General features: G+C 68.1%; 9 protein-coding genes. 6 read left to right on the top strand and 3 right to left on the bottom strand.

Annotation, left to right across the window (positions count from 1 at the left end; translation table 11 throughout):
- Positions 1-289 precede the first annotated feature (289 nt).
- The 6 genes from mnmG (at position 290) to AC3QL3_RS20805 (ending at position 9,919) form a co-directional block, all read left to right on the top strand.
- Positions 290-2,167: a tRNA uridine-5-carboxymethylaminomethyl(34) synthesis enzyme MnmG gene (gene mnmG / locus AC3QL3_RS20830; protein ID WP_492896031.1), complete on the top strand. Its 1,878-nt coding sequence runs from the start codon at positions 290-292 to the stop codon at positions 2,165-2,167.
- Positions 2,168-2,183: 16 nt separating this feature from the next.
- Positions 2,184-2,849, top strand: a complete 666-nt coding sequence (locus AC3QL3_RS20825) for a response regulator (RefSeq protein WP_492896030.1) — start codon at positions 2,184-2,186, stop codon at positions 2,847-2,849.
- Positions 2,846-4,270, top strand: a complete 1,425-nt coding sequence (locus tag AC3QL3_RS20820; RefSeq protein ID WP_492896029.1) for a sensor histidine kinase — start codon at positions 2,846-2,848, stop codon at positions 4,268-4,270. The genes AC3QL3_RS20825 and AC3QL3_RS20820 overlap by 4 nt, the downstream gene beginning before the upstream one ends.
- A 180-nt stretch (positions 4,271-4,450) precedes the next feature.
- A complete protein-coding gene (locus AC3QL3_RS20815) occupies positions 4,451-5,713 on the top strand; it encodes a TolC family protein (RefSeq protein WP_492896028.1) in 1,263 nt (420 codons plus the stop codon).
- Complete coding sequence (locus tag AC3QL3_RS20810; protein ID WP_492896027.1) at positions 5,710-6,843, top strand: efflux RND transporter periplasmic adaptor subunit; 1,134 nt, start codon at positions 5,710-5,712, stop codon at positions 6,841-6,843. The genes AC3QL3_RS20815 and AC3QL3_RS20810 overlap by 4 nt, the downstream gene beginning before the upstream one ends.
- Before the next feature lie 4 nt (positions 6,844-6,847).
- On the top strand, positions 6,848-9,919 hold the full coding sequence (locus tag AC3QL3_RS20805; RefSeq protein ID WP_492896026.1) for an efflux RND transporter permease subunit: 3,072 nt from the start codon (positions 6,848-6,850) through the stop codon (positions 9,917-9,919).
- Positions 9,920-9,973: 54 nt separating this feature from the next.
- Here the strand turns inward: AC3QL3_RS20805 and AC3QL3_RS20800 are convergent, their stop codons facing one another.
- From AC3QL3_RS20800 to glyQ, 3 genes are all read right to left on the bottom strand, one after another.
- Entirely contained in the window at positions 9,974-10,807 is an 834-nt protein-coding gene (locus AC3QL3_RS20800) for a YbaY family lipoprotein (protein WP_492896025.1), read from the bottom strand.
- A gap of 284 nt (positions 10,808-11,091) precedes the next feature.
- The gene (glyS, locus tag AC3QL3_RS20795; RefSeq protein ID WP_492896024.1) at positions 11,092-13,239 is read right to left on the bottom strand and encodes a glycine--tRNA ligase subunit beta; all 2,148 of its coding nucleotides are present in this window, start codon (positions 13,237-13,239) and stop codon (positions 11,092-11,094) included.
- Positions 13,239-14,144, bottom strand: a complete 906-nt coding sequence (glyQ, locus tag AC3QL3_RS20790) for a glycine--tRNA ligase subunit alpha (protein WP_492896023.1) — start codon at positions 14,142-14,144, stop codon at positions 13,239-13,241. Before glyQ ends, glyS begins: the two co-directional genes overlap by 1 nt.
- Positions 14,145-14,239: the final 95 nt, after the last annotated feature.

Raw genomic sequence — 14,239 nt, 5'->3', positions numbered from 1 at the left:
GAGGACGATCGCAAGCAAGCCGCGGCTAGAACTACGGCAGGAAGGGGCTCAATTGCGGGATTCGAGTCGTCCGGATAGTGGTGAGCACGGACGCGCACACAGAAAAAAGAAATACTCCCACCGGCGCGCGATCGGCCCCTGAATTCCGATCAACGACGTGCTCGCATACGTCGGGCGTCGGTGGGAGTACCCACGAACGGCAGCAGATTCCGTGCCAGCGCGAGCCGGGCGCATTGATAGAATGGGCGCCCTTCGATCCGTCGCACCGCGCTCGGACAGGACTTTCGCCATGTACAGCTATGACGTCATCGTGGTCGGCGGCGGGCATGCCGGCACCGAAGCCGCTCTCGCCAGCGCGCGCACCGGCGCACACACCCTGCTTTTGACGCACAACATCGAGACCATCGGCCAGATGAGCTGCAATCCGGCCATCGGCGGCATCGGCAAGGGTCACCTGGTCAAGGAGATCGATGCGCTCGGCGGTGCGATGGCGCAGGCAGCGGATCGCGCCGGCATCCAGTGGCGAATGCTGAACGCGTCGAAAGGCCCGGCGGTGCGCGCGACGCGCTGCCAGGCGGATCGCATTTTGTACAAAGCGGCCATTCGGCGTCGGGTCGAGACACAGGAACGGCTGGACTTGTTCCAGCAGGCGGTCGATGCGCTGATCGTCGAGCAAGGCCGCGTCGCCGGTGTCGTCACCCAGTCGGGACTCGAGTTCCGCGCGCGCGCCGTGGTGCTGACCGCCGGCACCTTCCTCGCCGGCAAGATCCACGTCGGCCTGACCCAACACGCCGGCGGCCGCGCCGGCGATCCGCCGTCGCTGGCGCTGGCCGAGCGCCTGCGTGAGCTGCCGTTTCAGGTCGGGCGGTTGAAGACCGGCACGCCGCCGCGCATCGACGGCCGTACGATCGACTACACGCAGCTCGAACAGCAGCCTGGCGACGATCCGGCGCCGGTGTTTTCTTTTCTCGGTTCTTCGGCGGACCATCCGCGTCAGGTCAGCTGCTGGATCACTCACACCTCCGAACGCACGCACGACATCATTCGCGGCGCACTCGACCGCTCGCCGCTGTACGGCGGCGTCATCGAAGGCGTCGGGCCGCGTTACTGCCCGTCGATCGAAGACAAGGTGGTGCGCTTCGCCGAAAAGTCCTCGCACCAGATCTTCATCGAGCCCGAAGGGCTGGAAACCAACGAGATCTATCCGAACGGCATTTCGACCTCGCTGCCGTTCGACGTCCAGCTCGCGCTGGTGCAATCGATCAAGGGTTTGGAGCACGCGCACATCACTCGGCCCGGCTATGCGATCGAGTACGACTACTTCGATCCGCGCGGGCTCAAGGCTTCGCTCGAAACCAAGGCCGTCGAAGGCCTCTACTTCGCCGGCCAGATCAACGGCACCACCGGCTATGAGGAAGCCGCCGCGCAAGGACTGATCGCCGGGCTCAATGCAGCGCGCGCGACGCAGGAGCGTGCGCCGTGGTCGCCGCGCCGCGACGAAGCCTACATCGGCGTGCTGATCGACGATCTCATCACCAACGGCACCAGCGAGCCGTACCGGATGTTCACCTCGCGCGCCGAATATCGCCTGCAGCTGCGCGAAGACAACGCCGACCTGCGTCTGAGCGAGCGTGGCTTCGAGCTCGGTTGCGTCGGGCAGGAACGATACGACGCGGTACGCCGCAAGCGCGTGGGGATCGAGCGCGAAAGCGCGCGTCTGGCCGCGTTGTGGGCCACGCCGGGCAATGCGCTCGGCCGCGCGGTCGAGGCGACGCTCGGCGTCGCGGTGTCGCGCGAGACCCATGCGCTCGATCTGCTGCGCCGGCCCGAACTCGTTTATCGCGATCTGGTCCGCGTCGAAGGCTTGGGTCCTGGTGTCGACGACGCCCAGGTCGCCGAGCAGGTCGAGGTGAGCGCCAAGTACTCGGGTTATCTGGAACGCCAGCGCGAGGAGATCGAGCGCAACCGCCGCCATGACGACACGCCGATCGCAGCCACGTTCGACTACGCCAAGGTGCGCGGACTTTCCGCCGAAGCGCTGGCGAAGCTGTCGAGCGTGCGGCCGCAGACGATCGGCGAGGCGCGCCGGATTTCGGGCATGACCCCGGCGGCGGTGTCGCTGCTGTTGATCCACCTCAGACGCGGCAACGGCCGCCGCGCCGCCTGAGACGGTCGCGCGGCCCATGCGCATCCTGGTCGTGGAAGACGATGCGCTGGTCGCCGATGCGATCCGGCGCGGGCTTGGTAAGGCCGGTTACGCGGTCGATCACGTCGAATCGGCTGAGCACGCGGTCAGTGCGCTCGGCGTCGAGAGCTTCGATCTCGCGGTGGTGGACATCGGCCTGCCCGGCGCGGACGGTCTGACGCTGCTGCAACGCATGCGTCGCAACGGCACCGCGCTGCCGGTCTTGATTCTGACCGCGCGCGACGCCTTGGCCGATCGCGTCAGCGCGCTCGATCTCGGCGCCGACGACTATCTGGTGAAGCCGTTCGAACTGCCCGAGCTGATCGCGCGCTGCCGTGCGCTGATCCGGCGCAGCCGTTCGGTCAGCAGCGCCGATCTGGTCGTCGGCGGCCTGCGCCTTGACCTCGCCGCGCATCGCGCCGAAGTCGACGGCGCGGCGATCAACCTGACCCGGCGCGAATGGGCGGTGCTCGAATGCCTGGCCTTGAACGCAGGCCGCGTCGTCGCGAAGGAGCGCTTGATGCAGGCGATCGCGAATTGGGACGAGGAGATCGGCGCGAACGCGATCGAAGTCTACGTTTCGCGCCTGCGCGGCAAACTCGGCAATGCGGTGCAGATCCGCACCGTGCGCGGACTCGGTTATCGCCTCGACGACGTCGTATGAAGCCGCCCGCCACTTCCGTGCCGGCGCCGACGCTGTCGGTACGACGACGCTTGTTGCTGCTCTTGTTGGCGCCGCTCGGTTTTCTGCTCGGCGTCGGCGTCTACATCGACTATCGCGCGGGCGCCGAATCGATCCGCAGTGCCTACGACCGTGCGCTGCGCGAAGACGCACTGGCGATCGCGGCGCATCTGCGCGACGAGGACGGCAACGGCCGTATCGACGCCGACCTGCCGCCGCAGGCGGTCGCGGTGTTGCGCGCCGACAGCGTCGATTCGATCTACTACGCCGCGCGCGCCGGCGACGGCACGCTGATCAGCGGCGACGCCGACCTGCCGCTCGGCGCCGCGCAGGCGCAAAACCCTTCCTTCCGCGACAGCGAATTCCGCGGCGACGACGTGCGCATCGCGCGTTACGCAACCCAAGTCGGCGCGACCGACGTCGTCATCGCGATCGCCGAAACGACGCGCAAGCGCGGCGCCGCGACCGCGCGCATCCTGACCAGCGTGGTGCTGACCGATCTGCTGCAGCTCGCGGCGACCTTGCTTTTGGTCTGGTTCGGCGTGCGTTTCGGCTTGCTCCCGCTGCGCGCGCTCGGCGCGCAGATCCGCCGCCGTTCGCCGCGCGATCTGGCGCCGCTCGACACGCCGGTGCCGGACGAAGTGCGGCCCCTGGTCGGCGCCTTGAACAATCTGCTCGGTACCGTGCATGCGGCAGCGCGTTCGCAACAGCAATTTCTGGCCAATGCGGCGCACCAGCTGCGCACGCCGCTGACCGGACTGATCGCGCAGCTGGAACTGCTCGAGCGCGACCCGGCGGCGGCGCCGCTGCAGGCGCGCATCGCCGCCTTGCATCAGGGCAGTCGCCGCCTCGCCCACACGGCCAACCAGCTGCTCGCACTGGCGCGCGCGGAACCGGCGGCGAACGCGCCGGAGAACTTCCAGGAAGTGGAACTGGAAGCCTTGGTCGCCGATGCGGTCGCTGCGCATCTGGACCGCTCGCTCGCCGCGCGCATCGATCTCGGCGCCGAAACCGCGCCGGCGCGTGTGTCCGGCAGCGCTTGGCTGTTGCGCGAGTTGCTGGCGAACCTGATCGACAACGCGCTCAACTACACCCCGGCCGGCGGCAACGTGACGGTGCGCTGCGGCCGCAGCGCGGACGCGGCTTCGTCCGACCACGCCTTCCTCGAAGTCGAGGACGATGGTCCCGGCATCCCGGAATCGGAACGCGAGCGCGTGCGCGCGCGCTTCTATCGCATGCCCGGATCGGACGGCAACGGTTGCGGTCTGGGTCTTGCGATCGTGGATGAGATCGCGCGCGCTCACGAAGCCAGCTTTTCGATCGACAGCGGCAGCGCCGGACGCGGCACGCGCGCACGCATCGACTTCGCTGCCGCCGCGGCGCGGAAACTGTCAGGTTCTTGAAAGCTTCCCGCCCCTAGACTGGCGTCGCGGTGTGCAACCCCAGTCGCTTCCATCCCCAGGGAGGCGATTCGCGCACCAGCCCAAGGCGGCCCATTCTCCCCAGGTGGGCCGCCTTTCTTCTTTAGGCGATGACGGACTAGCGCGATCCGGAAGCATCCGGATTTTCCCTCGGTTCAAACCATGAAGATCGACCCGCTGATCGCGCTGCGGCTGGCATGCCTGCTCGCGCCGCTCGCTGCGAACGCGTTCGCCGACGAACCGGCGCAGGGCTTGACCTTGCAGCAGGCGTTGCAGCGGATGCGCACGCACGATCCCAATCTCGCCGTCGCGCAAAGCGCGATCGATCAGGCCAGCGCCGATCGCACCAGCGCCGGCGAACGTCCGAACACGACGCTCAGCTACGGCACCTCGAAAATCAATCCGGCCGGCCACAACGGACCGGGTTCGCTGTGGGACAAGAGCTTCGACAGCATCGTCAGCATCGAGCAGCCGTTCGAACGCGGCGGCAAGCGCCGTCATCGTCTCGCCGCCGCCAGCGCCAATCTCGACGCCAGCCGCGCCGACTACGCCGACACGCTGCGGCGCGAACGCCTCGCGGTGACCCAGGCTTATTGGGAGCTCAAGCGCGCGCAGCAGAAAGAAGATTCCGCGCACGCACTCGCCGCACTCGCGCAGCGTTCGCTGGACGCGGCGCAGACGCGTCTGCGCCACGGCGACGTCGCCGCGCTCGACGTCGAACGTTTGCGCCTGGGCGCGGCCGAGGCCGACAACACGGCCGATCAAGCGACCGCTGCGCGCGAGGGCGCGCGCATCGCGCTGGCCGCCTTGCTCGATGTCGATCAAGAAACGGTCCGCCTCGATGCGGTCGACGACTGGCCGAGCGCCGGATTCGCCGCGCCGGAAGCGACCGCACCGAACACGCGCGCAGACGTGCAAGCGGCCGAACGCCGTATCGACGCGGCGCAGGCGGCGCTCGCTCTCGCGCACGCGCAGCGCAAGCGCGACGTCTCCATCAGCGCGAACTACGAACACAACCCGACCCCGTTCGGCCACACCTTGCTCGGCTTCGGCGTGTCGGTGCCGCTGTTCACCGGCAACTACTACGACGGTGAAATCGCGCGCGCCAACGCCGACCTCGACGCCGCGCGTGCGCAGCTGACGCGCGCGCAGGCCGCGGCGCGGGCCGATCTCGGCCATGCCGTAGCCGACGTGCGCGGCGCCGACGAACGCCTGCGCCGCTACGACGGCGATCTGGTCGAGCGCGCGCGCTCCGTCGAACGAACCGCCGAGGCCGCGTATGCACGCGGCGGCCTCGCCCTGGTCGAGCTGCTCGATGCGCGACGCGACCTCAAGACGGTCGAGGACGACGCCACCGACGCGCGTGCCGACTTCGCCGAGGCGCTGGCCGCCCTGGCCGCCGCTGCAGAGAAGCCTTCGTCATGAATCGCGCATGGATCCTGAGCTTTGCCGTACTCGGCGTCGCCGTGCTCGGCACCGTCGCTTGGCGGGTATCGCGACCGTCGCCGGCCGTCGCCGCAACCGGCGCGCACGCGCCGGCCGATACGCTGCACTATCCGCCCGGCGCGGAACAGCTGAGCTTTCTCGACATCGAGCCGGCCGCCGGCTTTCCGGCGCCGATCCTCGACGCGCTGCCGGGCAAGCTGGTCTTCGATGAAGATCACACCGTGCGCGTCGCTTCGCCGGTGCTCGGGCGCGTCGGCGAACTGGTCGCCAAGCAAGGCGCCGCGGTGAAGGCGGGCGAGGTGCTGGCTTGGCTCGATTCGCCCGACTTCGCGCAGGCGCGTGCGGACGCGCGCAAGGCGCAGGCCGACAGCGCGCTCAAGCGCAAGGCGCTGGAACGCACCCGCGCACTGACGGATCTGGGTGTGCTCGCACGTAAGGACCTCGAAAGCGCCGAGGACGATCTGGCGCAGACGCGCGCCGAGCTCGAACGCGCCGATGCGGTGCTGAAGAATCTCGATCCGTCCGGTAGTGCGACGCGCTATGCCTTGCGCGCGCCGATCGCCGGAGTCGTGGTTGAGCGCGCGCTCAATCCGGGCATGCAGGTGCGGCCCGATGCGAGCGCGCCGCTGTTCGTGATCACCGACCCGACGCGGCTGTGGGCGAGCTTCGAGGTGAGCGAGCAGGACCTCGGCAAGATCCACGTCGGCCAAGCGGTGCGCGTGGAGGTCGACGGCTTCGACGGTCATCCGTTCGCCGGCCGCATCACGACGATCGGCGCCGCGCTCGATCCGGCGACGCGCCGGATCGGTGTGCGCGTCGAACTCGCCGATGCCGACGCGCGGCTGAAGCCGGAATTGTTCGCGCGCATCAGCCCGTTGGCCGATGGCAGCAGCACGCAGATCGCGCTGCCCAATTCGGCCCTGGTCAGCATCGGCCTGCATCACTACGCCTTCGTCGAGGAAGCACCGGGCGTGCTGAAGCGGCGCGAACTCGAACTCGGCGTGGTCGGCGAGCAGCGTGCTTTCGTGCGCGCCGGCCTTGCCGCGGGCGAGCGTGTAGTCACGCGCGGCGCCCTGCTCTTGAACGCCGAGCTCGGACAAGCGGAGTAGTCGCATGCTCGCGCTGATCGAGTTCGTGCTGAAGCAGCGCGTGTTCGTCGTCGCGATCACGGCGATGGTCGCGATCGCCGGCTTGTACGCGTTCGCGGATCTGCCGGTGCAAGCGTTTCCGGACGTGCAGGACGTGCAGGTACAGATCATCACCCTGGTGCCGGGCCAGGGACCGGAGGAAGTCGAGCGCGTCGTCACCCTGCCGATCGAGCGCGCCGAGTACGGCGCGCCGAAGCTGACCCAGCTGCGCTCGATCTCGATGAGCGGCCTGTCGGTGGTGACGATGACCTTCGCCGACGGCACCGACGATTACTTCGCGCGCGCACAGGTGCTGGAGAAGCTTTCGCAGATCACGCTGCCGACTGGGGTGCAGCCGTCGCTGGCGCCGCTGTCGACCGCGGTCGGCGAGATCTATCGCTATCTGGTCGAAGCGCCGCCGTCGATGCCGCTCGACGAGGTGCGCGCGATCCAGGACTGGACCATCGAGCCCGCGCTGCGCCAAGTGCCCGGCGTGGCCGACATCAGCGGCTTCGGCGGCACCATCCGCGAATACCAGGTGCAGGTGCATCCGGATCTCTTGCGCAAGTACGGCATTTCGCTGGAACAGGTCGCGCAGGCCTTGCAGGCGAACTCGTCCAACACCGGCGGCGGCTTGCTCAAGCGCGGCGACGAGGATCTGGTCGTGCGCGCGATCGGCCTGTTCAAGAGCGTGGAGGACATCGCGCGCGTGCCGCTGGCGGTGCGCGACGGCCAGCCGGTGTTGGTGCGCGACATCGGCGAGGCCGTCGTCGGCCATCGCCAGCGCAGCGGTATCGTCGGCTACGACCGCGAGGACGACGTCGTCGAAGGCGTGGTGGTGATGACCAAGGGCGAGGATCCGGCCAAGGTCATCAGCGCGCTGAAAGAGCACATCGAACGTCTGCAGCCGCAGCTGCCGCCGGGTGTGCGCATCCGCCCGATCTACGACCGCACCGAACTGGTCAAGCACACGGTCGATACGGTCAGCGAGAATCTCGCCACCGGCGCGGTGCTGGTGATCGCGGTGCTGGTGGTGTTCCTGCGCAGCTGGCGCGGCGCGCTGATCGTCGCCTGCGTGATTCCGCTGGCCCTGCTCACGGCCTTCCTCTTGATGCGCCTGCGCGGCGTCGATGCGAATCTGATTTCGCTCGGCGCGGTCGATTTCGGAATCATCATCGACAGCGCCGTGGTGCTGGTCGAGGCGCTGATGGTGCGGCTCGCGCTCGACGCCGCGCGCGGCAATGCCGATGCCTCGACACGGGTCGAGGCGCTGCGCCAGACCACGGTCGCGCTCGGCCAGCCGGTGGTGTTTTCGAAGGCGATCCTGATCCTCGCCTTCCTGCCGATCTTCACCTTCCAGCGCGTGGAGGGAAAGATCTTCGCGCCGATGGCGATGACGCTCGCGTTCGCCTTGCTCGGCGCGGTCGTGTTCACGCTGAGCTTCGTGCCGGCGCTGTTGTCGTGGGCGGTGCGCCGGCCCGGCATGGAAGAGCGCCACAGCGGCTGGATGGCCTGGCTGCAACGGCGCTACCGCAGCGATCTCGCGCGCTGGGCGGTGCATCCGCGCCTGGTCGTCGGCGGCGCGGTCGCGCTGCTGTTGCTGGCGTTGGCGCTCTCGCCCCTGCTCGGCAGCGAATTTCTGCCCAAGCTCGACGAGGGCAATATCTGGCTGACGGTCGACCTGCCGCCGTCGACCGCGCTGCTCAAGACCAAGGAGATCGAGCAGCGCATCCGCGCGATCTTGCTCTCCTATCCGGAGGTCGCTTCGGTGATCACGCAGACCGGCCGCCCCGACGACGGCACCGATCCGAAGGGGCCGAACAACATCGAGGTGATGGCCGATCTCAAGCCGCACCGCGAATGGCGCTTCGACGACAAGGAAGCCTTGGTGCGCGACATGGAGCACAAGATCCATGCGATGCCCGGCGTGCCGACGAATTTCTCGCAGTACATCGAAGACAACGTCGAAGAGGCGCTGTCGGGCGTCAAGGGCGAGATCGCGATCAAGGTGTTCGGTCCCGATCTGGAAGTGCTGGCGACCAAGAGCCGCGAGATCGCCGACGTGCTGCGCACGGTGCCGGGTGCGGCGGATGTCGAGGAAATCCGCATCGGCGGCCAGACCGAGCTCGATGTCGTGCTCGATCGCGCCGCGCTCGCCCGCTTGGGCATCAACATCAACGACGCCGCGAGCACGGTGGCGACCGCGCTCGGCAGTGCCGCCGCTGGCAGCTTCTACGAGGGCAATCGCATCTTCGACGTGACCTTGCGTCTGGCCGAGCCGTATCGCAACGCGGTGGAGAAAGTCGGCGAGCTGCCGGTCAGCCTGCCCGGCGGGGCCGGCGTGGTGCCGCTGGGTGAAGTCGCGCGCATCGCCGAGCGTCAGGGTGCTGCGCGCGTGCTGCGTGAATCGGGCAGCCGCATCGCGGCGGTCAAGGCGAACGTGCTCGGGCGCGACCAGGGCAGTTTCGTGACCGAGGCGATGCGCCGGGTCGCTGCGGAGGTGACCTCGCCGCCGGGTTATCGGATCGCTTGGGGCGGCCAGTTCGAGAATCAGAAGCGGGCGACCGCGCGCTTGATGGTGATCGTGCCGTTGTCTTTGGTCGGCATCTTCGTGCTGCTGTTCTGGGCGTTCCGCTCGATCCGCAAGGCGCTCTTGATCCTGGCCACGGTGCCGTTCACCTTGGTTGGCGGTCTCGCCGGGCTGGCGCTGGCCGGCCTGCATCTGTCGATCTCGGCCGCGGTCGGCTTCATCGCCGTCGCCGGCATCTCGGTGCAGAACGGCGTGATCATGGTCGAAGAGATCGACGCGCTCAGGCGCAAGGGACTGGCGCTCGACGCGGCCGTGGTCGAGGGCGCGACGCAGCGCTTGCGGCCGATCCTGATGACGGCCTTGATGGCGGGGTTGGGGCTGTTGCCGGCCGCTTTGTCGCACGGCATCGGCTCGGAGACGCAGCGGCCGTTCGCCGTGGTCATCGTCGGCGGCATCGTCTCGGCGACCTTGATCGCGCTCAACCTGCTGCCGCTGTTGTTTCCGCTGATCGTCGGCGAGCGCGAGTGAGGCGCTGCGACGAAACCGGCGCGACGATCGTGCGTCGCGCCGGAGTTCGCGGTGTTACTTGCGCTTGCCGGCGTCGACCTTTTCCTGCGCCATCTGCAGCGCACGGCTGGCGGCCTCGCCCATCGACTTGACCTCGGCGTCGGCCACGCTGCCGCCGCCGGGCTTTTCGTTGATCAGGACGCTGCCGTCTTCGGTCCAGCCGACGATCGCGCCGCCTTTCTGCTGCACCACCATCGGCTTGCCTTCCTTGGTGAAGGCGTAATACACGGCGCTGCGGCCGCCGGCGTCGAGCACGGTGTTGACGCGCACGTAGCGCACGCTGCCGCCTTCTGCGAAGGCGTCCCAGGCGATCGAAGCGGTGTCGGTGGTGTAGGTGCCGTCGACCTTCTTCATGCCACCGATGTGCGCCTGCAGCTTCTTGAACTCATCCTTGAGCTTCTCCGCCGGAGTCGCCTCGGCGTTCATCACCACCTGCACGTTGATGCCGGCGCCGTGCGTCAGCACCGGCGAGCTCAGCGCGGGCACGAAGCGGCGCGGACCGTCGGTGAGCAAGGCGTTGACGACGTAGGTGCGCGTCGCGTTGATCTTGGCGGGGTCGAAATCGAGCGCGAAGGTGAAGGGCGGCGTGCCGCCGACATCGAACACCTTCTCGGAGACCGCGACTTCCGGCTGCGCGACGTCGACCAGTTTGACGTCGAGCTTGGAGCCAGTCGCGATCGGAATCTGATCGTGGAAGGTCACCGTACCGTTGATCGTGCTGCCCGGCGCGATCGCCGGCGCGGCCGGCGCGCCGTTCTTGCCTGGCGCGGTCGCGGCGCCCTGGTTCGCGGAATCGCATCCGCCGAGAAAGACCAGTGCGGCGACGACCGCGATCCATTGACTGCGCATGATTGCAAACCTCCAAACTGATGACGAAGACAATCGTATATCGGCGGCGCCGTGATTCCCGTCGAGTGAACGGGGCACGGGGAGTGCCGGGGTTGAAGCGCACGCCGCAAGCTGAAGTCAGGCGGTCGGCGCGTGTCCTGAACCGACCACGATAATGCCGCCGCGTCCTGTGCGCAAATCCGCCGCGTTTTCCTCAGCTTACGCGGCGACCGTGACGGCTGACCGATTCCGGCCGCTGTTTTGGGAAATTTACAATCCGCCCCACGCCGCGAACCGCCGCTGAATCAGCCGGCCGGCAGCAGCGAGATGTCGGCGACGCGCAGGAACAGGCTGCGCAGCTGGGCCAGCAGGGTGAGCCGGTTCGTGCGCAGCTTGGCGTCGTCGGCCATGACCATGACGTCGGTGAAATAGCGGTCGACCGCTTCGCGCAAACGCGCCAGGCGCTTCAACAGGCCGACGTAATCGCGCGCTGCGATCAGCGGCGCCGCATCGGACTGGGCCGCGTGCAGGGCGGTCGCCAGCTCGCGTTCGGCGCCGGCTTCGAGCAGTTGCGCATCGAGCGTGCCCGACCCGCCCGCGTCGGCTTGGCGCAGGATGTTGCCGATGCGCTTGTTGGCGGCGGCGAGTGCCTGCGCTTCGGGCAAGCGGGTGAATTCGACCACTGCGCGCAGGCGGCGGTCGAAATCGCTGAGGTCGGCCGGTGCCAGCGCACGGACCGCCTCGAACGCTTCGCCGGCGATGCCGCGATCGGCGTAGTAGCCGCGCAGGCGGTCGAGGATGAAGTCGTAGAGATCGCGCGCGAGTTCGTCACGGCGCGCGCCGGCGTCGAGCGTCGGCGCCTTGCCGTCCTTGCCCTTGGGCAGGCCGCTGACGAACGCGGATTCGGGCAGCGCAGCGAGCGCTTCGGCCAGCTGCGCCTGCAGGTCGAGCGCGAGCGGCGCTTCGATCAAGGTGCGCGCCAGCCCGAGCGCGGCGCGGCGTAGCGCGAACGGGTCCTTGTTGCCGGACGGTTTCAGGCCGACCGCGAAGATGCCGGCCAGGGTGTCGATGCGCTCGGCCACCGCGAGCACTTGGCCGACCTTGCCTTGTGCGATCGCATCGCCGGCGTAGCGCGGCTGATAGAACTCGTCGAGCGCCTGCACCACCTCGGCCGGTTCGCCGTTCGCTTTCGCGTAGTAGCGGCCCATGACGCCTTGCAGCTCGGGAAATTCGCCGACCATGCGCGTCATCAGATCGCATTTGGACAGCGCGGCCGCGTGCGTCGCGAGTGCCGCGTCGACACCGACGCGGTTGCCGATCGTGCGCGCAAGTTCGGCAACACGGACGCTCTTGTCCCACACGCTGCCGAGCGCCTGCTGGTAGGTCACGCTCTTCAGCGCGTCCTGGTTCGCCGCGAGCGGGGCTTTGAGGTCTTCGTCCCAGAAGAACTTCGCGTCGGCGAAGCGCGGACGGATCACGCGCTCGTAGCCCTTGCGAATCTCGGCGGGGTCTTTCGATTCGATGTTGGCGACGCCGATGAAATGCTCGGTCAGCGCGCCGTCCGCGCCGAAGCAAGGCACGAACTTCTGGTTCGTTTCCATCGTCGTCACCAGCGCTTCCTGCGGCACGGCGAGGAATTCGCGCTCGAACGTGCAGGCGATCGCGACCGGCCATTCGGTCAGATTCGCGATCTCGTTGCAGAGCGCGTCGGACAGGCGCGGCGCCGCACCGGCTTGGCGGCCGGCGCGTTCGACCTCGGCGCGCACGCGCGCACGGCGTTCGACCGGGTCGGCCAGCACCTTGGCGGCGCGCAGGCTGTCGAGCCAGGAGTCGGCGTCGGCGATGTGCACCGGCTGCGGGTGATGGAAGCGATGCCCGCGCGAGATGCGGCCCGACTTCAAGCCGAGCAGCGCGCCGTCGACGATCTCGGTGCCGTGCAGCATGACCAGCCAATGCGCCGGGCGCACGAAGGCGTAGTCGTGATCGCCCCAGCGCATCGGTTTGGGAATCGGCAGCGCTTTCAGCGCTTCGGCGACGATTTCAGCGACCAGCACCGCGGTCGATTGGCCGGGCTTTTCGCTGCGCGCGACGAAGCGTTCGCCCTTGGCGTCGCTGACGCGTTGCAGCTGCTCGACCGCGATGCCGTTCTTGGCCGCGAAGCCGGTCAGCGCCGGCGTCGGCTTGCCGTCGGCGTCGAGGCCGATGTTGAGATAGGGGCCGAGCACTTCGGACTTCTGCGCCGGCTGCTGCGCCGCGACGCCGGGCACGCGCACGGCGAGGCGGCGCGGCGAGGCGTAGACGTTCGCGTTGGCGACGTCGGCGCCGATGCCGCGCTTGCCGAGACCTTCGCAGACGCCAGCGGCGAACGCAGCGGCGAGTTCGTCGAGCGCCTTGGGCGGCAGCTCTTCGGTGCCCAGTTCGATCAGCAGCGATTTGTGCGCGTGGTCGTTCATCACGCCGCTTCCTTGCGTTTGTTGAGACCCGGAAAACCGAGTTTCTCGCGTTGCGCGTAGTAAGCCTCGGCGACCGCGCGGGCCAAGGTGCGCACGCGCAGGATGTAGCGCTGACGTTCGGTCACGCTGATCGCGCGGCGCGCGTCGAGCAGGTTGAAGGTGTGGCTGGCCTTCATGACTTGTTCGTAGGCCGGCAGCGGCAGGCCGGCCTCGACCAGTTTTTTCGCTTCCGCTTCGCAGGTGTCGAACCAGCCGAACAGCTTCTCGACGTTGGCGTGCTGAAAGTTGTAGGTGCTCTGCTCGACTTCGTTCTGATGGAACACGTCGCCGTAGGTGACCACGCCGTGCGGCGCCTGCGTCCAGACCAAGTCGAATACGTTGTCGACGTTTTGCAGATACATCGTCAGGCGCTCGAGACCGTAGGTGATCTCGCCGGTCACCGGCCGGCATTCGAGGCCGCCGGCTTGCTGGAAATAGGTGAACTGGGTGACTTCCATGCCGTTCAACCAGACTTCCCAGCCGAGGCCCCAGGCGCCGAGCGTCGGCGATTCCCAGTTGTCCTCGACGAAGCGCAGGTCGTGCACGAGCGGATCGACGCCGAGCGCCTTCAGCGAACCGATGTAGCGGTCGAGGATGTCGTCCGGATTGGGCTTCATCACCACTTGATACTGGTAGTAGTGCTGCAGCCGGTTCGGGTTGTCGCCGTAGCGGCCGTCAGTGGGACGGCGCGAGGGCTGCACGTACGCCGCCGCCCACGGCTCGGGGCCGAGCGAGCGCAGAAAGGTGGCCGGATGGAAAGTGCCGGCGCCGACCTCGGTGTCGAGCGGCTGGATCAGTACGCAGCCCTGGTCGGCCCAGTAGCGGTTGAGCGTCTGGATAACGTCCTGGAAAGTCGGTCCCGGCATGCGGCGGCTCACAAAGTTGCGCGCGAAAAGCGCGCTAGTATAGCGGCCGGCATGATCGAGCAGGCTGTGATGCGTGCCGCCGCGCTGAAGATCGG

The organism is Dokdonella sp. GW821-FHT11D02, from assembly GCF_058808595.1.
The sequence above is the reverse complement of the archived record's forward strand: the minus strand, read 5'-3'. Positions and strand labels throughout refer to the sequence as shown.